This window comes from Sulfurovum sp. (assembly GCA_020525365.1).
GTDB lineage: Bacteria > Campylobacterota > Campylobacteria > Campylobacterales > Sulfurovaceae > Sulfurovum.
Genome location: JAIZOF010000001.1, coordinates 1393682 through 1415158 on the forward strand (window position 1 = coordinate 1393682; position 21477 = coordinate 1415158).

A 21477-nucleotide genomic window follows, 5' to 3' on the forward strand; every position below is an offset into this window, starting at 1 on the left:
CCCGCTCCGCCGTAACCGATACCTTCGTTGTTTTGGAGAAGAGACTCGTTTTTGAGGGAAATATGAAAAAGTATTTAAAATTGAAGATAAAAACATTATAAACCCAGTGTATTTGATAAAGCAGAGTATGGTACATTGGCTCTTAGTTATAATGATGAACCTTATGCATTGGCTGTAAACTTTGTACATAGAGAGTCTATCTATTTTCATGTGGGCATTAAACAATAAAGATGAAGATTTTGGCTAAAATCCAAAAGTTAGTTTTCTGTAGTAGAGGGATTACTCTATTATAGATTCTTACTTTGGATTCTCGTGGTTTAGCCTGTCAGCTACACACTTTTTAAGTCGGTGAGTATAGATGGGGTTGCTGGAAGTCATTGAGAACCAAGAGAAAGCCCTCATGTTTGAAGCCATGATGAAAAAGCTCCAACCCTCTGGTGGATGCAAATCTTTTTCTGATGAAGCATGCAATAAAGCACTTAAAACCACAGCTGTGGTAAAGATAGTACCCTCAACCATCTCTTGCAAATTCAAGTTTGGACAGCATCTTGATACTGAACGATTTGAGATGATAGTGAAGCACTTACAAGAGCGAGGTAGTGAGGTTGATTTGGCTACGGTGGAGATGATGAGAGAGCTTCGGTAGGGGTGAAAAAGAGTAACTATAATGAGGTGTAATGTTTTTGGGTAGAATATCATAAGCTACTAGACAGATAGAGGATAGCAAGAACGATATTGTAACTTTTTAAATTAGAGATAAATAGAAGTTTTTGTTTGTAGTGATTTTGATTGCTAGTTTAAATGCATTAGATTTTAGAGTAGGTGGTGGAACATATGATACAAAACTAAGATTTTAAATTTTATAGATCATGATACATCCTTTGATGCAGAAGTTTTTATCTATCTCTGCCAAAATCAAAACTAAGAAAGTATCAATGAGAAGATATTTTACTTTTGATGCAGAGATATCATATCTCAGATAGTAAAGAGAAAAACTCCAATTTGCAAATGTGTGCAAATTATCAATTTCCACTATTTGGAAGTTTTAATGATAGATTAAATAATATGATAGATATGATTTCCAATAGATGGTGATTATGAGAGTTTTGGTGGAGACTTTTAATATAGGTTTTAGGTTGTGATTTACTTACAGATAAAGATAAAGCTATTTTGCGTTAGCTATCAATACAAGGGGGCGACACTTCCAAATATTAGTGCAAAAATATTAGTCATAAAATAGATGTTGCATATGATGATAGAGTTGATAAGTGGGATATGAATATTTACACTTACAAATAGGTCCATCATTTAGGTCAAAATATAGTTTTAATGAAATATTTTCCATCTTATCTTTTTTGGTGGTTTTATTACTTTTTTAAACCTTAGCCCTTGAGTGTGAAAAACACCATTTTTCACACAAACAGTCTCCTGCATATTTTTTCCTAGCCCCTCAACAATTGCTTCTATGTCATTGATAGGGGTTATAATATGTGTACTTTTTTTACCCGATCTATAAGTCTGCTTCATTAGCATAAATCCATCTTCTATTTTGAGCTCTATCTCTTTTACCGCTATCCCTCCTACTTCAAAATTATTTAATTTGTAGTGTCCAACATATTGTCTCCATGTATGTGGTATGGGCTTTAGATTATCTACTCTCACTCCTACTATAAACTTATTTCCTTTCCAAAAAGCAATGATGACACGGTGTCCTTTTATGATATCAGTATAAAGCTTAACCCCATCAAATACATTATGATTTATTAAAGTAAGTCCTACAAGTTTGTACAGATTATTTTTTGCCTTATAAAGCTTAAACATGCCGTCATCTGTATAGGCAATATAGGTATCATCTGAATTTTCCTTAAAAATAATCCTCCCTGCTACCGTAGCATATACGCCAAAAAAATCAGACTCATGAGCAACTGAAGGCCTCACTCTTTTTACCTTTTTGCCTGTTTTGGCTTCCCACGCTTTTTGCAGTAACTTTTTTGCAATATCCTCAGCATCTGTACCTGCGTTATTTGACATTACGACTACACCTAGTTTGCTATGTGGGCTTACACAAAAGAAAGCATTTTGGGATATTGTAACACCGCCATGATAATAGACTTTATCTTTTTTACCCAATAATGTATTATCGATAAAATACCCCAAACCTATCTTATTCCCTACATCCAATTTAACATTTTTATTTTGTACAGTAAGCATCTTTTTGAGGGTAGAAGCTTTAAGTACTTGATGTTTTTTATATTTCCCATTAGCATTTATCATCATAGCCAAGTGCGCAAGATCTTCAACAGAGCTGTTGAGTGCTCCTGCTGGAACTTTACCAATAGGTAACTCCACAACTTCTCTCCCTTTGTTATAACTCTTTGATGCATTTTTTCCTGAAAGTACCATTCTTAAATCAGCATGCTTCATGTCAAGAGGCTTGAAGAGTATTTTTTTTATATATTTTGCATATTTCATACCACTGACTCTTTCTACACTATGTCCTAAAAGCGTAATAGCTAAATTTGAATAACTCATAATAGTATTGGGTTTATAGGCAGTATATTCATTTTGTATTACTTTTACATATTTTGTATAAGGCAATGGGTTTGGGGAAAACATTCTATCTAGCCAATCACCCGGAAGCCCAGAGTGATGTGTCATCATATTTCGTGGCGTAATTTTATTGGTAGAACCAAAACGACTCTTGATGCTAAATGCTGGCAGATAGGTTTTAAATGGTTTGTTTATATTCATTTTACCCTTTTCTGCCAACTTCATTACAGCCATATCGGTAAAGAGTTCGGTAATAGACCCAGCACGGTAGCGTGTTTGTGGTGTTGCTTTGATACCTTTTGATTTGTTAGCATAACCAAAGCCTTCTGACCAGACTATCTTTTGGTCATCTACTAGCGCCACTGAGAGCCCTACAAGGTCTTTATCATCCATCTGCTCTTTGATGTACCAACGCATATACGTTTTTACATAAGCATATTTGTCTAATTTGGAGTGAAACGGTTTTGGCTCAGGCGTAGAAGTACACCCTATCAAAAAAGCTAATGATACAATGAGAGGTATTTTTTTGATTGTTTCACACTTGGGTTTCATTATTGTCCTTTGCTTGAATGATCACCCTTTGCAACCACTCTAATTGTATGAATTTTAGCAATTGATGGAGTCTTAACTCCTAGCAGTTGCAATTTGTTAATCTATATCCATCTTTAAACATATAAACGAAATTATTCTCCAAAGCATTTGCACGAACTATAAAAAATAATTATCTCTATCTATGCTCTAAAATAATCCACCACTTGCATCTATGCGCCCAGAAATTGAACTAAAATCTACACTAACATCTACATCCCAGCCCCTAAACTTTTTGCTTTTGGTATAAGATAACATCAAATGTATATGTATGACTTGTTGCACTTTGTTTTAGCCTCCATTTACAAAACTCCACTTTCCAACCTTTGGACTCCATGCACTATCTTGCTCGCTAAAATCATCACTTAATGTAATAACTTTGCAATCTCAATGAGCTTTATATCTTAATGGCGATGAAGCATCGTTATTTACAACCTATTAGAGTAAACATGCTCACTATTAAAATTCTTTTCATTTTACTCTTGGTATATTTTTTAGATTTAAATTTTTGTAATTATAGTTATTAAATATGTAATGGCTTAGCGCATGTCTAGCCATGTCTTTGGAAAACGGAACGAGAAAAAAATACAGTGGCGATGACTACCGTAATCCATTTCTCATGCCACCATGGATTTGGTAGCAAAACGAAGATAGATACGTGGATAGTCGACACCACAACAGGCTTTGAGAATGACAAAGGAAGATGCCAAGTGGCTACTTGAAGTGTTTGTGCCTATGATGATAGAGAGTTCGATTAGAAAGATTATCACTATTATTGCAGAGGATAGCTCACCTCATGATGAGATATAGAGGGTCAAGCTGTAGATGATTGATATAGTCAAATGGCGATTGCTGACTTTTTAGAGATTTCTCGTTCTTTGGTTTCCTAAGGTTTTGAGGGAAGAGATGCTTAGACATTCAGCATTCTGACCCTAAAGTTATTTACCTATAAAAGTATAAACATTTAGGCATACATAACCTACAAACTCTTTAGATGATGGATATAGTCAAATAGCGATTGCTGACTTTTTAGAGATTTCTCGTTCTTTGGTTTCTAAGGTTTTGAGGGGAAGAGGTGTGTGAGATGTTTTCAACGTCTGACCTAAAGTTAGAGTCCCAGCCGTTAAATTTAAAATTTTTTTGATATAATAGTAGAATTGAGTAATGGAGTAAATAGTAAGAGATTAGAAAAAGTAGAAATAATAAAAGTATAAAAACTTTGAAAATATGGTTATTGATTTTGAAAAAATAATAAGTTTCCAGATATTTTTTCTGTTGCAAGTAAAATGGTGGAGGGAAAAGTACACTATTGCAGTTTATTTTTATTCTTCTTCATTTAGCTTTATGGATAATGCAAAGAAAACAATATATTAAGAATTTATTAAATATGTTTTCAGATATTACTGAAGAACTAGAATTTGTAAAATTTACAATTTCTTATAATGGAAAAATATAACTTAAATTTAAAATCATCCATCAAAACAGATGAATATAATTTTGACATTTATTTAGATATAAAGATACGAAGAAAGAATTGAAGAATATGAAGAAAATTTTTCAAGAATATCAAAATTATTAGGAGATACAACAAATTACAAAGTATTGATAATTTCTCCCGTGATAGAGAGATTCGTTGTTTAAAATTCATCCGTTCTAAAACAAGAAGATTATTTATATTATAATGTTATAAGGAAAATGATTTAGATGAGATTTATAAACAATTAGTCGAACTTATCATGAAAAATAATTCAGTTTCTGAAAAAGAAGCTTTAGAAGAATTGAATTTAATCTATAATGATTTACAAGATGATTTAAAGTGTTTTGGAAGAATTACTCAGTTTCCAGGCATACGGTAGAACGTCTGTATCTTTGGATGCTGTTTGAGGTAATCAGTCACCAGCTTTGCCAAGACACCCCCGCCAGTACCATGTATGATCTGTACTTCACTCAGGTTGTTCACCAGTGCATCAGAAAGAAACTTGTCAACAGTCTCAATGGCTTCATCAGCATACATCCCAAGCAGTTTTACAGAGACAGAGGCTCCGCTTTTTTCAACATAGTGCATCACCTTTTTAGGTTTTTGGGGTACTTTGGGCTTACGTATTTCTTGTTGCTTTTTAAGCTCCTTAAGTGGTACACGCATCTTCAGACCATCCACCTCAATGGTTGCATCTTTACTACGAATAGCAAGCAGTTCCCCTTTGTGGGATCGGTACTTGATGTTGTCTCCTACTTTCAGTGGTTCAGTCTCCTGTAGTTTTGCCTCTTCCAGCTTCACCTGTTTACGCTTATGTGCCTCGTTGAGCAATCTATGCCCTTCACCAAGCTCTTTGACCTTAAGCACTTCACGTGCCTTTTTGGTCGCAGCATTATAACGATTTTCCAGTGTTGCCAGTGTTTTTCGGTGTTGCTCTTTCAGGGAAGCTTCTTCATCAAGAAGCTTTTGCTTCTGTTTTTCAATGGCTTTAAGTTCATGGTCTACCTGTCCAATCTTTTGTCGCATTTCTCGCTCTAAAGAGGTAGATCTCTCTATGAGATCATTGAGATTCTCTTTGTCCTCACCATAAACTTTTTTTGCCTCCTGTATAATGGCAGGAGGAACCCCATAGCGCTGCGCTGTCTCAAATGCATAACTCTTCCCAATACTCCCCTGCAAAAAAGTATAGGTAGGTACACGTTGCTCTTCATCATAGAGTGCGGCAACCAGTTCTACATCATCACTACTTGCCATCAAAGAGGCCAGACGTTTATGGTGGGTTGTAACTACAAAACTGATACCACGATTTTTTAATGTCTCAAGCATCACACGAAAGAGTGATGCCGCTTCATCCGAGTCTGTTCCAAGCTCAATTTCATCAACCCCAACAATGGCATCACTCTTGGTAAAAAGTCTAGCAAACTCCTGCATGCGCCCTGCAAAAGTGGAGATGTCATTCTTCACCGACTGCGGATCATCAATAACAGCCTCAATACTCTTGTAGTGCCCCACTTTTGTACGTGTTGCATCACACTTAAAAGGCAGTAGATACTTACTCATGTAGACTGCCGAGAGGACTGATTTAAGCAGCATAGTCTTTCCTCCGGCATTCACCCCTGTGATTAAAAAAATTGGTTTGGACATATCGATACTAACAGGTACAGGATTCTCAATAGCAGGGTGAATAAAGTTGTGCAAGATAACTTGCTTGCCTTTGCTTGGTAGAATAAACTCATACTCCATCATACGGGCAAAACTAACCCTTGCTTGATAATGGTCAAATCGATCGTAGGCTTTGTTGATAAATGAGAGAAAGCGCTCCCATTGATGAAATATTTCAGAAATCTGCTTGCAGTAGCGCCAAATCAGTTCCGAACGGCTACTTAAGAGTGCTGCCTCTTTCTCTTTAAGATGAGAAATATGTTGGGGGATAACATAAAAAAAGCCACCAGATGATCGCCCTACTACCGTTGCTTTAAGTGCATGATTGAACCCGCCACGCACCAAAAGAGTCTCTTCTCCACTATGAAAATGTACTTGTGTATCGACCAAATAGTCACGAAGTTTAGTAGAGTGCGTCAGACGATAAAGGGTCTCCTTGATCTCCCCCTTATTATGCTTAATAGCACGCTCTAAACTCATTAGCTCTGTATCGCGCTCTGGGTTAATCTTCCCCTCATCGGTAAAATACCCCAATGTCTCCATGATTGCTTCAGGAATTTCTATTTCACCTATCCAGCTGCCTACTGGCTCTGGCAGACTTGACGCCTTGAGGCGGTTAAAGTAACCAATCATCACTACAAATGCATAAATCTCTTCTAGAGCCAAAACCCCCTGTTTTTTAATGAGATTGAGCTCTTTATCAAGATTGGGAATCTCTTGGGGAACAGGAAACTGAACAGACGAAAGTGCCTTGATGTAACGAAAATGTTGGTTAATATCTCCTTCCATTGCAACCGATTTGTCTCGAGAAAGGAACTGTTTAAACTGGAAAATATAACCCTCTAAATCCAGTTTTTGTATGATTGGCTTTTCTTGGTTCCCTTGTGGCACATTTTATCCTTTCATTTTGAGAAAATGTAACTATCTATTTTAGCTATATGAAAGATAATACTTTAAATCTCGCCCCGTATCTGATAGGTGACATCTCCTGCACCAAATGCTGCTACAAGTCCTTCTGAATATTGGCGTATCACTTTGCCATCTTTAAGCACCTTAACCACACTATCCTCTCTGGTAACAGTATCTGCCATGAGTAACTCATAGCGACTAAATGCGCCCTTAAGATCAATATCTATCGATAGTTCACCTGCTGACCATATGGGCAGAATAACCAGTTCATCTACTCCCTCAAAACACTCAACAAAGCCATGCAGATTATCGATCGTACGAGAGTACTTGTGCGGTTGCCAAATCACACTGAGTGTATGAAAACCTTGTAGTTTTTTATAGACCTGAAGAGAGTGCATTGTTGCTTTAATCTCGGTGGGGTGATGTCCATAATCGTCTATAACTACTATCTGTTTCTGATTTTGGATAATATCAAAACGTTTTTTAACCCCTTTGTAGTGGCGTAGATTTTCTCTTAAGGTATCAATACTTTCACCTAACTCTAGTCCTGCCAGTATGGCAAGTGCTGCATCAAGTGCAATATGTTCACCAAAACCAAAGACTTCAAAAGTACCCATATTACGAAAAGAGAAACGGGTATATGGTTCCCCTTCAACCAATACAAACTCTATATGATGTAAATCTTTAGAAGGGTAGAGTTTCACACTCTCCATATCGAGTGAAGCAAGAAATGTATCTTCTGCATTAATGACACGTACCTTTGCTAAAGAGAGGAAATTTCGATAGGCACCATAAAAGCGATCCTCATCATACTCATAATACTCCATATGTTCTGGTTCAACATTGGTAACAATGGCAAGGTAGGGATTGGCATTGAGAAAACTCTCATCACTCTCATCTGCCTCAAACACTACCTTATTGTTTGGATAGTTTCGCACATTGGAGCCAAATGCTTTAGAAATAGCACCTATGAGTGCATTGGTTTTGGGCAAAAGTGAGGATAGCATAGCCGATGTAGTACTTTTTCCATGTGCCCCACCTATGGCATAGACCTCTTTCTCTGCAAGAATGAACTTCAGCGCCTCTTTACGAGAAAGTAACTCAATACCCATTTTTTTAGCATGCTTATACTCAGGGTTATTCGGGCGTACTGCAGCAGAATAGATAACCCTATCAACCCCTTCGACTGCATCTGGATGATGAGGAATGGTGATTTTTGCACCATAATTGATTGCTATATCATTGGTAATCTCTGTCTGTTTAATGTCAGAGCCGGAAATTTTGTGTCCATCATTGTATAGAAATTTCGCCAGTGCCGAAAGCCCTATGCCGCCTATGCCAATAAAATGGATTTTCATTTTCCCTCTCTTTTTAACCAATCAAAGTATTGTAGCACCATATTCTCCACATGGGTATTATGTATTTTTTGCTTTTTCAAGTACTTTCAGCTCCTCTTTGCCTTCTTTAACATACTTTTGGTACATCTGTAACAAAATATCTGTTGGCTGCACAAAGGTCTGAATGAAAAATGCCAACGGATCATGCGTGTTAACATCTTTGACATCAACAAGATTCTCAATAAAATCATCAAATTTCATACCTGCCATTACTGCTGCAGCATGCACCATCATGGCATCTTTGAGCTCATCGTAATCAATGGTATGGTAGAGCACCAGAAACATCTCTTTAGCACTCTTTGTATCATTTTCACTGTAACACTGTATGAACGTAAAGATATCATTAATCTCATCTTCAGGTGCCTCAATAATCAGTTTTGCATCAAGTAGCTGGTAGCCCTTATGGATACTCTTCTCTTTTTTGCACTCCTGCTCAAGTTGCTCTATATTGGCAAGAAACTCAGGGTCTTTTTTAAGTTCTTCTACGTGTATTTCAGGGGTTTCCATCTTTATCCTTATGTAATTGATATAGGCTGATTCAAAAGTACATGCCTTAACGCTCAGATTTTAACGTTTGATCCAATAGGGCAATCCTCTCTAACGCCTCTCTTGTCTTCTCCTCTTCGTACACCAGTGCCAAACGTACATACCCTTCTCCATTCCCCTCTCTGCCAAGAAAAGAGCCGGGAATCACCTTAAGATTATACTGCTCATAAAGCGTGACAGTATAGTCTATCTCATTTTCTACCTTTAGCCAAATATAGAAGGTTGCTTCTGGTGCTTCAATACCTAACACTTCCTTGGCAACTTCAAAGTTCTTTTTATATTTTTTTCTAAAGCCATCTACATGTTTCTGATCAGCCCATGCCGTTGCTGCTGCATACTGAAGTGGCAGAGGAGAGGCACACCCCACATAGGTACGATAGACCATATATGCTTTGAGAATGGTTGCGTCTCCCGCAATAAATCCACTTCGTAGTCCTGGTGCAGAAGAACGTTTAGATATCGAATTGATAACCAGTACATTTTTAAAGTTTGGGTTTCCTGCCTCAATACTGGCATTAAGCAAAGAAGGTATCGGTTTGTCCAGATAGAGATCAGCATAACACTCATCATTAAGCAGTACAAAGTCATACTTGAGTGCCAACTCTACCCATAATCGCATCTCATCCATACTCATAACCGAAGCAGTTGGATTGTTTGGAGAGTTCAAAACAACAAGGTTGGCTTTGGAAAGCACTTCTTCATCAACAATAGGTTGAAATCTACCTGTCTCATTAAGGTTAAGGTAAACCACATTCGCACAGCTTGCTTTGGCAGCCCCTTCATAGATCTGATAAAAGGGGTTGGGAAACACCATCAAAGGCTCTTTTATATCATGCAACAGAAACTGTGGAAAGTTAAAAAGTACCTCTCTTGTACCAAATGTTGGGATCATTTGATTATTGTCCAAATTGAGTAAAAAACGATTCTTCAGATACGTCAGTATGCCCTCACGCAAAACTGCTTCTCCTGCTGTTTTAGGATATTTATTTAAAAGAGAAGCATGGTCATTTAATGTATCAAGAATGAACTGTGGTGTTTGAAACTGTGGTTCACCAATAGTCAAAGAGAGTGGCACATATTGACTGTTGGGCTCGACAGGCTCAAGAAGTCTATCGAGCTTCTCAAAAGGGTAAGTTTCAAAGTTCATGTATGACCTGATTTTTTGGAATATTATATCAAACTTGGGGTTAAACAGAATAAGGAAATAACCTCATCACTCTTTACGGTTAAACAGAAATGCATGGGGATTGATTGATTCCTTTACCCTTTTGAGTATACGGTATGCTTTTTTTTCATTTGCGTAAGGACCTATTAGTACCCTATAGGCGCCGTTATCATCTACATTATATGGTAGTCCAAAATTCTCTAGACGCAATAGATATTTAGCACTGGGGGCATTATTAAAAAAGCCTACTTGAATATAATAATGTTGCGTATGTTTTGTTTCTTTTCTTGGTGAGAAACGTTTTCTAGCAACAGCTTTCTTTCCTTTGTAGGTAACCAGCCATTCAATAATTTTATTTTGTAGTTTTTCTGCTCTCTCTTTCTGTCGTTTGTTTTTGGCATTGGCAAGGATTACGGCTATATAGTACCTGCCATTACGGCCTTTGACATACCCAGCAATATTCTTAACATGCTTAAGCGTACCCGTTTTCATCCATGCACGTTTATATGCAACTGTTCTTTGAAAACGTTGCTCGAGGGTGCCATCTACACCAGCAATAGAAAGTGTCTTCATCCATCGCATACCATATCGTCTATAGGCATGTTCCAGTACACGTGTAAGAATGTTTGCATTAATTTTTGCCGTATGTGAAAGACCACTTCCATTATCAAGTTTCAACTTACCGTTGCTTCGAAGCACGCCATATGAACGAAGTATGTGCAATACTGCTTTTCTTCCTTTTTGTAGTGTAGCTGGTGCACCATATACTTTTGCACACAGTAAAAGAAGTAGATGCCTGGCATAAAGATTGTTGGAGTCCTTGGCTGTTTGTGAGACAATCTCCTCTAACGATTGCGAGTAATGGGTAAAAAGCGTACGTGCACCAAAAGGCACTTTATGTAGATACATATTCCCTTTTACCTGTACACCGGCATCATGAAGTGCCTCTTTGAGTATGTAGTAAAAAGATTTATAGGGTCGTGTGACTACCTTGTTAATATTGCGACTACCGCACCATTTAGAGATTTTTCCTTTTATCCATACCTCAGGCACTGCTTTGGAGCTATCTACTTTAACCAGGGGCCATGAGTAGCGCCCACGACAGGGTCTATTGATCCTTTGAAGTTGGTTGTGTACAATAAATGATCTATCAGGATCTTTCTTGTGTACATTGTTTTTGTTTGGCACAACGCATATAGTGCTGACGCGTTCATTGAACATCATGGCATCAGGCATGGCATTGTAGGGACTATTAGGGTTGTCATCAAAGCAGGAACTATTCTTGATTCCTACCTTAAAATAGCTACGATCAATGATAATGTTTCCCATAATCTCACGTATCCCTTTGGCTTTAATCTGTGCAACAATATCATCAAGATCATCTGTGCTAAGTGTTGGGTCACCAAATCCTTTAATAATAAGATCACCATCTAATATGCCATTTTTAATTGTTCCTGTCGCATAAAACCGGGTAGGCCACCGATAATCAAACCCCAATTTTAAAATAGCCGCATATGTTGTAAGTACTTTGATTGTTGAAGCAGGTGCATGGGCCACAGAAGCATTAAGTGAAGCAACCATACGGTTGCTGCTTCCTATCTTTTCAATATAAATGCTAAGATTTCTCTTGGGAATATTGAAATGCTTAATGATTGTCTCTATGGCAGGAGGAAGCGCATAGAGCCAACACATCATAAGAATCAAAAGCAGTACAATGCGTTTCACGTCACCCCTACCATTACCAAAATTACTTTAACCCCAATATCACACAAATAGCTAGAAGTCAGTCTTCTCTTTAGAACTCTCTATCATCGAAATAATCATCGTATAGACATTGGCAACCACTGCCCCTATCACAAGGCCTGTTGCAATCGAGTGGTTCTGATAGAATTGTAATGCAAAAAATGCAGGTATAAGGTGCAAATCAGCCACAAGTGAACCGGCCAAAAGTTCTGCTGAAAGTAGGTTACGTACACCTATTTTCATGACAGTTGAAACCACATTAACCGACCCTGCAATAAAGAGTGCAACCAAAGATTCCTCATACAAAAACGCTGCCGATGTTGTTAAAGACATTAACGTAAAAAAGATATAAAAGACTTTTCCCCATTGCATTTAAACTCCTTCAATAATGATGTTTTATACAGAAACAACCCTCAAGTTACTTCAGCAAAAATGCTTTACATAAGAAAAGCATACCAAAACTCCTTCTCTTTCATTCTTAAGTTTTGATTTTCTAAAAATGATACAATCATTTTTAGAGCGTTCCTTGTTCGTACATAGCACGCATTCTCTCTTTCTCTTTCTCTCTTTTACGCCTCTTCGCCTCTTTTTCTCGGAAACCTTTAACAGAAAAACCAAGCCACATCAAAATGGGTGATGCAACAAAAATTGAAGAGTATGTACCAACAACTACACCAACAAGCAATGTAAAACTAAAGCCCTTGATAATTTCTCCACCAAACAAGAAGAGTGTTAAAACCACAAAAAATGTAGTAAGAGAGGTTAACGTTGTACGTGAAAGTGTCTGCGTGACCGACTCATTGATAATACGGTCAAGCATACTCTCTTTGCTTTGCTGTATGCCTTCACGAATACGATCGAACACAATAATCGTATCATTCAATGAGTAACCCAGAATGGTTAAAAGTGCTGCTAGCGTATCGAGGTTAACCTCAATATCAAAGAGAACAACTGCTCCCATGGCAATGGTTACGTCGTGCACAAGTGCTAAAACCGATGCTATCGCAAAACGCCATTCAAATCGAAAAGAGACATAAATCAAAATACCCAATATTGCCAAAACGAGTGACATCATTCCTTTTTCTCTAAGCTCAGAACCAACCTTTGCACCAACCATATCGACACGTCGTACTTCAAAGTTTCCTGTTCCCTTGAGCAGTTCACGCATGGTGTCACCCATGTCTTTCCCAAGCGCACCACTACTATTTTTGGTTCGAATAATGATCTCATTATCATTACCAAAATAAGTAACACTTGCCCCTTTATACTTCGCATCTTCGGCAATGGCTTCACGCACCTTCTTGATAGGTGCATTCTGCTCATAGTGTACCTGCACCAGCGTACCACCAGCAAAATCAAGTCCGTAGTTAAACCCTTTGACAAATATTAACCCTACAGAGAGAGCCACAAGCATTAAAGAGAGGATACCAAAATGCTTACTTTTTCCCATTAGCGAAATTGGTTTATCATACTTGAATATTTCCATTACTTTCCTCCCTCTACTCTAATACCAAACCAAAAGCCCAGTTTTTTTCGGTTAATCTTTGGCAACAGCCACTGATAGATCCCATGCGTACCTACGATTGCTGTTAGCATTGAAGCAAGAATACCAATTCCCATAGTCAATGCAAAACCTTTCAGCGGTCCAGTACCATATGCCCAAAGCACCACTGCAGCAATCAGTGTTGTCACATTGGCATCAAGAATAGCCGTAAACGCTTTATCGTATCCATCTTCAATGGATTTAACAATAGACTTCCCTTCATGAAGCAGTTCCCTAATACGCTCATTGATAATCACATTAGCATCAACTGCCATACCCACTGTCAGGACAATCCCCGCCATACCTGGCAAGGTCAATGTTGCCCCAAAAAGTGACATAATGGCCAAAATAAGAAAGAGGTTTCCTATCAGTGCTACATCAGCAATGATTCCTGCCATACCATAATACAGAATCATAAAGAAAACAACAAGAATGAACCCAAGCACCAATGCCATAGAACTAGCCTTGATGTTGTCTGCACCAAGACTTGGACCTACTGAACGCTTTTCCATCACATAGACTGGTGCGAGTAGTGCACCCGAACGTAGTGCAATCGCAAGATCATGTGCTTCATTCAACTTAAAGTTTCCAGAGATCTGCACATGCCCACCACCAATACGTTCACGAATAACTGGAGCAGAATAGACTTCATTGTCCAACACAACTGCCATACGTTTTCCAACTGCCTTTGATGTAAAGTCACCAAAAATCTTTGCTCCTTGTCCATTAAGCGCAAAGTTTATGACAGGTTGATTGTTTTTGTCAAATCCTACTTTTGCATCAGTCAGCATGGATCCATCAAGAATCGGAATAGCCCGAAGTAGATACTTTTGATGTTTATCGTAGACATCTGGGAGAATCACATCCCCATAACTCTTAGCCTCATTGGGCTTCATGGCTGTCACACGCATCGCCCTATCCTCATCAACCGCCATCAACTGTAAGTGTGCAGCACGGGCAATGAGCTCTCGGATACGTTGCTCATCGGCCTGTGTTTTGATGCCTGGTACCTCAACAAGAATCTTCTCTTTTCCCTGCCTAGCAACAGTAGGCTCTGCAAGTCCAAACTCATTGAGACGATTACGAATGGTATCGACTGCCTGCTTAATGGCATTGGTTTTCGTACGTGCCATCTCTTCAGGGGTCATTGCCAATGTAAACTTTAAGCCATCCTCTGTCAGTACTGTTCCAGAGAGCTCTTTTTTCAAAATCTCTTTGGTTTTGACAACATCGTCTTTGTCAAGCAGTTCAAACGTCACCTTTTTTCCATTCGCTATTCGCAGATCATCAAAAATAATCTCTTCATCATCAAAAAGGTACTTCACGCTAGCAGCAATAGATTTCGTGCGTGATTCAATGGCAACATCACTCTTAATACCAAGCAACATATGCAATCCACCCTGAAGGTCAAGCCCTAACGTAATTTTTTTACCGCTCTCACTCTGTATTAACGACGGAATGGAGAAGAGTACACCAAAAATGAGTGCAAAAGCAAAGAGCATAACCCTAAAATTAAGCATTTTCATTGCCCTCATCAACCTTTCGGGCAACAAATGCTCTATCAAGTTTCACAATCGTCTCATGATTGAGTTTGATTTTAAGAAAATCCTCTTCAGGCTTTACTATCGTTACAATCAGTCCACCATTGGTAATGATCTTATCACCTTTTTGGAGATTTGCAAGCATCTCTTCGTGTGCTTTGCGTTGCTTATTTTGTGGTCTAATAATAAGAAAATAGAAAATCGCAAAGAGAATTAAGAGAGGAATAAACGATCCAATTACGCTACCTTGTTGTTCCATTAGGAATCCTTTATAAATAAAATGAGACAATATTTTAACACTTTTATATTATAGAACCGTTTAGGGGAATCTTTTGTTACCAAACAGACCACTGCCCAAAGCACTGCTTATTGCTATGACTGGAAGCCTTTTTATCTATCTTGCCCATATTGGCATCACCTTTTATTGGCTCAATACACTATTGGGGCTTATCTCACTCTATTTCCTGTTACAGTCTGAAAGCAAAACATGGTTTTGGAGTGGCTTCTTCTTTGGACTTCTCTGGTTTTGGTGGATAACACTCAGTTTCATTTACTATCAAATATCTTGGGCAACCCCCTTTGTAATACTCCTCATTGGGGCAATTTATGGCGCACTGTTTTGGCTCATTGCCACAACAGCATCCATAAGTCATGATTTACGATTTACGTTGGTACTAAAATCTGTAGGGCTTTTAGTGTTAAGCTACATTCACCCCTTTGGCTTTGATTGGTTCAAACCTGAACTAATATTTGTTGAGAGCTATATGGGCACACAGAAGTGGCAATTTTTACTCATATTGCTTGTGCTTGCGCTGGTACACTGGAGAAAAAACCTGTTTTTTATGCTATTGCTTCTCGTGCCACACCATATACCACAACGCCTTAGTACATTAACTCCCTCCAATACAATCACAATTGTAACCACCCATATCTCTGTTAAAGACAAGTGGGACAAAACCAAACATGCTGCTCAGTTCAATGCACTGTTTCATGCCATTGATCAGGCAATTGATGCAAACAAAACACTGGTCATTCTTCCTGAATCGGTTTTTCCGGTTTTTCTTGACCACAATCGTACACTTTTAAAAAAGCTCAAACAGCGTGCCAAAAAAATCAATATTGTCACTGGTGCACTCTATTGGGATGGTAAAACCCCACGGAACTCCACCTACATCTTTACCAGAGATGGCAGGGTCACTGTTGCCAACAAAGTCATTCTTGTACCATTTGGAGAGGCAAACCCACTGCCCGATTTTCTTGGTAATTGGATCAATCATATCTTCTACGATGATGCTGTTGACTATAAGGCCAGTAGCAACTTGGCTGATTATACCATTGAGAACAAACGCTACCGCAATGCCATCTGCTTTGAAGCCACTTCAGAAAAACTCTATGAAGGAAACCCTAAACAGATGATTGTACTTAGCAACAATGGCTGGTTTGCCCACTCTATTGAACCAACCTTACAAAGGTTGCTACTACAATACTACAGTCAAAAATATGGTACTACCATCTATAATGCTACCAATATGACACCCTCTTATAAGATTATTAACGGAAAAGTATTCATGCTATGACAGTTAAAAAAATTTTTATAGCACCCATCAGAGGCTATCAATACATCTCAAAAATGCTGCCTGCCAATTGCCGTTATTATCCAACTTGTTCGGAGTATGCAGCTTGGCAACTCCAATTCAATGGTCTACACCGTGCATTGGTAGCAAGCACACTGCGTATTTTACGTTGCAATCAGCTCTTTACAGGAGGCATAGACTATCCGGTTGTCAAATTCACTCCACCAGAAATATCAGCTTTACACACCTCTAATCCAAACTATGGCACAATCAAGGTTATATTTTGGTTGGTTCCAAAGCATCAATATCGACATAGTGTTGCCCGCTATTTTTATGTCATAAAGGATTTCAATGCCCTACCCAAACACCGTGACACTCCATAGTCCACTTGATATGCACCTGCATCTACGTGATGGGCAGATGCTACACGACACTGTCAAGGCTTCCGCAAAAACCTTTAGTGGTGCAATCATTATGCCCAACCTTGTGCCGCCTCTTACCTCAGAAGAAGCACTGGTTTCATATAAAATGCGTATCCAGGAAGCCATGGGTGATGAGACTTTTATCCCCTATATGACTCTCTTCTTTAAGTCAACCTATAGCAGAACGTTTCTTGAAAGTATACGTAACAAGATGACTGCAATCAAACTCTACCCCGCAGGCATTACAACCAACAGTGAGGGTGGAGTGAGTGGTTTTGATCTGGAGGATCTTAGAGAAACCCTTGAGGCAATGAGTGACTTACATATTCCTCTGTGTGTCCATGGAGAGACCAATGGATTTGTCATGGACAGAGAAGCAGAGTTTATCCCTATTTATGAAAAATTGGCAAAAGCATTTCCAAAACTTAAGATTATCATGGAACACATTACAACCGCAGAAAGTGTTGCTGCACTTGACCGATTCGATAACCTCTATGCAACCATTACCGTACACCACCTACTCATTACACTTGATGATGTGGCAGGAGGCATGTTGCAACCTCATCTTTTCTGTAAGCCCATTGCCAAACGACCAGAAGACAAAGAGGCACTACTGAGGGCTGCTCTTACAGCACACCCCAAAGTAATGTTTGGTTCTGACTCTGCACCACATCCAAAAGAAGATAAAGAGTCTTGCGGTTGTGCCGCCGGTGTCTTTACAGCACCTATTGCCATACAACTACTCATTGAGCTCTTTGAAAAACATGATGCACCCTTAGAGAACCTACAAAAGTTTCTTAGCGATCATGCAAAAAGCATTTATGGCATCACACCTCCCACAAAAGCGATTCTACTTGAAAAAAAACCCTTCAAAGTACCATCAAATTATGGTAGCATCGTGCCAATGTCTGCTGAAGAGATGCTTCAGTATACTATTACAGAGGTGAAGCATGGATAATCATTTCAGGCATTTGAAGGACCGCGGTAGCTGGAAAAGTGCATTGTCGCCGATAAAATCGTTTAAAGGCTAGTTGAAGGGCATACCCAAAGGCACTCTTTATTGGGTGTGGCTGACCACGTCGCACCTGCCATGATCCGCTGGTTCCAGACGTTGATCTTTTTTATTATTCGCAATGTGGAAATTTTGTTTTATTCCGCCTGATGCAGACTATCATGCCACACATCTGCTATTGAGTATGCCGTTAGCATACTCAATGTCTCCGATATCATTGTTTGCGGACACTCCCATTGTGGTGCCATTGCTACACTTTATAAAAATATTGAAGAGGGTCCGGAGAACATCCATACAATCAAATGGCTAGAGCTAGGGCATGCTGCCAAAAAAGTGGCACTATTGACCCACAAGAACCATCCCAAAGAAGAGCTTTTACGTTACACCGAGAAAATTTCAGTCATTCATCAAATTGACAATCTCCTCACCTATCCTGCGGTAAAACGGCGTGTTGATGAAGAGAGGCTCTTTTTGCATGGATGGTATTACGACATTGAAAATGGAGAGATAGCATACTACGACAATGAAGATTATGAGTTCAAACCTCTTAGTCAAAAGCCATAGTCATAGGCAACAACAAAGGATAAAACTGTGATTGCTCAAAATATTGAAGAACTTATTGGAAATACACCATTGGTAAAGATCAACTCACTCTCAGAAGAGACCGGTACGACCATACTGGGAAAATGTGAATTTATGAACCCTACCTCCTCTGTCAAAGACAGAATTGCTTGCAACATGATTAACAAAGCAATAGAACGTGGAGAGATCACCAAACATACAACTATCATAGAACCTACCAGTGGAAACACGGGCATAGGTCTGGCTGCAATCTGTGCAGCAAAAGACCTGCGTCTCATTCTCACAATGCCTGACTCTATGAGCATAGAGCGACGTAAACTACTCAGTCACCTTGGTGCAGAATTGGTACTTACACCTGCTGCCAAAGGCATGGGAGGGGCTATTGAAAAAGCCCATACATTGGCACAGGAGATAGACAATGCCCTTCTATTGCAACAATTCAACAATGCAGACAATCCAGCAATGCACCGCACAACAACTGCCATAGAAATTTTGAAAGATACCAAAGAGCATATAGATATTTTTATTGCAGCTGTGGGTACAGGAGGCACAATCACCGGTACGGCTGAAGTGCTTCGAGAAAAGATAGCATCTGTACACATTGTTGCTGTTGAACCAGCTGCTTCTGCCGTACTCGGAGGAGAACCTGCAGGACCTCATAAAATTCAAGGTATTGGGGCTGGTTTCACTCCTGACATACTCAATACTCAAATATACAATGAGGTTGTTGCCGTCTGCGACAATGAGGCTTTTCGTATGGCTGCTCGCATAGCCAAAAAAGAGGGACTTCTCATAGGGATCTCATCTGGTGCCAATCTTGAAGCAGCCTACCGTTTGGCACAAAGACCGGAAAACAGAGGAAAAGTCATTGTCACCATTCTTTGTGATACTGCCGAACGCTACCTCTCAACAGAACTCTTTGACCACTAAACCAATCATGCCCATCCAAAGACCACTTTTACTAGAAACAATCAAAATCAAAGAGGGGGTCATTTGCAATCTTCCCTACCATCAAAAACGCATGAACTATAGTCGCACACATCTTTTTCAAACATCCTCTACCATTGACCTTGCATCAAAAATCACCATACCTTCTCAAAAGGGTATTTTCCGTTGTCGTGTGCTTTATGCTCAAACGATCGAGAGTATCCAATACACTCCCTATACACCAAAACATATCAACACACTTCACATTGTTTCATCCAATATTGAGTACCATCACAAATATGCCAACAGAGAAGTACTTGACAGTCTGCTTTCTCTCTCCCCTCAAGCTGATGATATCATTATTGAAAAAGATGGGCTTCTCACTGACACCACCATTGCCAATATTGCTTTCTTTGCTAAGGGGAAGTGGTATACCCCTAAAAAACCGTTACTAGAAGGAACTATGCGAGCAAAATTATTGGACAAGGGCATGCTCCATCTTAGGGATATTGCTAAAAAAAATATGGAAGACTATACACACGTGGCTTTAATCAATGCTATGGTAGGATTCAAAGTTCTAAATCAAATGACCATCAAACAGATCAAGTGAATAGACCATGACAACCAACCTTTTTCAGACACAAGACTACAAAGCACTGATGCAAGAGCATATGACCAAGACGATTGCTTATCTTTTTTCCAAAGACCAAGAGTTTGCAATTGCCTGTGAGATGAAATATGTCAACTTCAACCCTCCATTGTCTGACGATATACTCGATACCTTTAAAGAGATAGCTCTATTTGTATTGAGTGGATATACCTACGAAAGTGCCACATTAGAAGAAGATATTTTTTCATTTGAAGCAGGGTTTGGCAGTCAAAACATTGGATCAATTGTTACGGTACCACTGCTTGCTATCAAGCAAATCATTATTGAAGAGTACCCCATCATGCTCAATTTGGCACAACCTATGTCTCAAAAAAGGTTCTCAGATAAGCATTCCATGGAAATACTTCTAAGCAATCCTGAAAACCAAAAACTTCTTAAAAAAAAGAGACCCTAGTCAATATAACTTAGCATCGTCCTGTAATAATATAGTCAACCACATTATCTATATAGGCATTGTGCTTGTTCTCTTTGGCATAAACAATGTAAAGTTTACGTGTCATCACGTAGCCACGCAATCTTGCTTCAAACAGTTCACCATGTTGCACCTCATCTTCAATCGTGTATTTAGAGATGATGGAAACAACTGGACTCTGGGGGTCTTTTTTGGCTTTTTTAATTGTTTGCAGTACTGCAGTTGTGTTGCTCACTTCAGAAAGTACATTAAAGCTCTTACAAGAGACATTTAGTTCTTCAAATACTTCTGAAACCACACGCCTTGTGTGTGAACCCTCCTCTCTGCAGATCCACTGATACTCATACAACTCTTCGGTTTTAACGGTTTTGGGGATTGGAACATTACTCACCAGCACAAGCTCATCTTCATGCCACTCACGGTAGATAAGGTCCGCATCCATCACCGGTGACTCAATGAGTCCCACATCAAGTTTTCTGTCTTTTAGTTTTTGAACAATCTTATCACTTACATCAATACTAAGGTTAATATCATTATTGATAGCCTTGCCCATAGCATTCAGACACTCACCTGGAATAATATAAGTTCCAATGGTATAGGAGGCACCAAGACGGAAGGTTAGCTTTTTGTTTATAATCTTAAGGATATCTTTTTCTGCTTCATGTATCTCTTTTTCCAAACATGTCGCAACCTTATAGAGCTCTTCGCCTTCTGTAGTGAGCCTTATACCATTCTTCTTTCGTTCAATGGTTTTGAC

Annotated in this window: 19 protein-coding genes; 8 read left to right on the forward strand and 11 right to left on the reverse strand. The window is 38.9% G+C overall.

Annotated elements, in window-relative coordinates:
• Positions 1–358 precede the first annotated feature (358 nt).
• The gene (locus LGB01_06945; GenBank protein ID MCB4753933.1) at positions 359–646 is read left to right on the forward strand and encodes a hypothetical protein; all 288 of its coding nucleotides are present in this window, start codon (positions 359–361) and stop codon (positions 644–646) included.
• A gap of 680 nt (positions 647–1326) precedes the next feature.
• Here LGB01_06945 and LGB01_06950 read toward each other — a convergent pair.
• From LGB01_06950 to yajC, 10 genes are all read right to left on the reverse strand, one after another.
• Positions 1327–3102, reverse strand: coding sequence for a beta-lactamase family protein (locus LGB01_06950; GenBank protein MCB4753934.1), 1776 nt, complete (start codon positions 3100–3102; stop codon positions 1327–1329).
• 1870 nt (positions 3103–4972) lie between these two features.
• The gene (locus tag LGB01_06955; GenBank protein ID MCB4753935.1) at positions 4973–7168 is read right to left on the reverse strand and encodes an endonuclease MutS2; all 2196 of its coding nucleotides are present in this window, start codon (positions 7166–7168) and stop codon (positions 4973–4975) included.
• A gap of 62 nt (positions 7169–7230) precedes the next feature.
• Entirely contained in the window at positions 7231–8544 is a 1314-nt protein-coding gene (gene murC, locus LGB01_06960) for a UDP-N-acetylmuramate--L-alanine ligase (GenBank protein ID MCB4753936.1), read from the reverse strand.
• A gap of 57 nt (positions 8545–8601) precedes the next feature.
• On the reverse strand, positions 8602–9090 hold the full coding sequence (locus tag LGB01_06965) for a hypothetical protein (GenBank protein ID MCB4753937.1): 489 nt from the start codon (positions 9088–9090) through the stop codon (positions 8602–8604).
• A 46-nt stretch (positions 9091–9136) separates the two neighbouring features.
• Positions 9137–10276 carry a succinyldiaminopimelate transaminase gene (locus tag LGB01_06970; protein ID MCB4753938.1) on the reverse strand — a complete coding sequence of 380 codons (1140 nt, stop codon included), beginning with the start codon at positions 10274–10276 and terminating at the stop codon, positions 9137–9139.
• Positions 10277–10342: 66 nt separating this feature from the next.
• A complete protein-coding gene (gene dacB / locus LGB01_06975; GenBank protein MCB4753939.1) occupies positions 10343–12019 on the reverse strand; it encodes a D-alanyl-D-alanine carboxypeptidase/D-alanyl-D-alanine-endopeptidase in 1677 nt (558 codons plus the stop codon).
• Between the two features lie 51 nt (positions 12020–12070).
• On the reverse strand, positions 12071–12409 hold the full coding sequence (locus LGB01_06980) for a DUF6394 family protein (protein ID MCB4753940.1): 339 nt from the start codon (positions 12407–12409) through the stop codon (positions 12071–12073).
• Between the two features lie 142 nt (positions 12410–12551).
• Entirely contained in the window at positions 12552–13523 is a 972-nt protein-coding gene (gene secF, locus LGB01_06985) for a protein translocase subunit SecF (GenBank protein MCB4753941.1), read from the reverse strand.
• A complete protein-coding gene (gene secD, locus LGB01_06990; GenBank protein MCB4753942.1) occupies positions 13523–15106 on the reverse strand; it encodes a protein translocase subunit SecD in 1584 nt (527 codons plus the stop codon). The genes secF and secD overlap by 1 nt, the downstream gene beginning before the upstream one ends.
• Positions 15093–15380: a preprotein translocase subunit YajC gene (gene yajC / locus LGB01_06995; GenBank protein MCB4753943.1), complete on the reverse strand. Its 288-nt coding sequence runs from the start codon at positions 15378–15380 to the stop codon at positions 15093–15095. Before yajC ends, secD begins: the two co-directional genes overlap by 14 nt.
• Before the next feature lie 73 nt (positions 15381–15453).
• On the opposite strand from yajC, the gene LGB01_07000 reads away from it, so the two are divergent.
• From LGB01_07000 to LGB01_07030, 7 genes are all read left to right on the forward strand, one after another.
• On the forward strand, positions 15454–16698 hold the full coding sequence (locus LGB01_07000; protein ID MCB4753944.1) for an apolipoprotein N-acyltransferase: 1245 nt from the start codon (positions 15454–15456) through the stop codon (positions 16696–16698).
• Positions 16695–17078 (forward strand): membrane protein insertion efficiency factor YidD, encoded by a 384-nt coding sequence (yidD, locus tag LGB01_07005; protein ID MCB4753945.1) that lies wholly within the window; start codon positions 16695–16697, stop codon positions 17076–17078. Before LGB01_07000 ends, yidD begins: the two co-directional genes overlap by 4 nt.
• Positions 17047–18075 (forward strand): dihydroorotase, encoded by a 1029-nt coding sequence (gene pyrC, locus LGB01_07010; protein ID MCB4753946.1) that lies wholly within the window; start codon positions 17047–17049, stop codon positions 18073–18075. The genes yidD and pyrC overlap by 32 nt, the downstream gene beginning before the upstream one ends.
• Before the next feature lie 231 nt (positions 18076–18306).
• Positions 18307–18693: a hypothetical protein gene (locus LGB01_07015; GenBank protein ID MCB4753947.1), complete on the forward strand. Its 387-nt coding sequence runs from the start codon at positions 18307–18309 to the stop codon at positions 18691–18693.
• A 27-nt stretch (positions 18694–18720) separates the two neighbouring features.
• Complete coding sequence (cysK, locus tag LGB01_07020) at positions 18721–19641, forward strand: cysteine synthase A (GenBank protein ID MCB4753948.1); 921 nt, start codon at positions 18721–18723, stop codon at positions 19639–19641.
• The gene (locus tag LGB01_07025; protein MCB4753949.1) at positions 19631–20248 is read left to right on the forward strand and encodes an aminotransferase class IV; all 618 of its coding nucleotides are present in this window, start codon (positions 19631–19633) and stop codon (positions 20246–20248) included. Before cysK ends, LGB01_07025 begins: the two co-directional genes overlap by 11 nt.
• Positions 20249–20255: 7 nt before the next feature.
• Positions 20256–20702, forward strand: a complete 447-nt coding sequence (locus LGB01_07030) for a hypothetical protein (protein ID MCB4753950.1) — start codon at positions 20256–20258, stop codon at positions 20700–20702.
• Positions 20703–20712: 10 nt separating this feature from the next.
• Here the strand turns inward: LGB01_07030 and LGB01_07035 are convergent.
• On the reverse strand, positions 20713–21477 hold a 765-nt coding region (locus LGB01_07035), incomplete at its 5' end, for a LysR family transcriptional regulator (protein MCB4753951.1).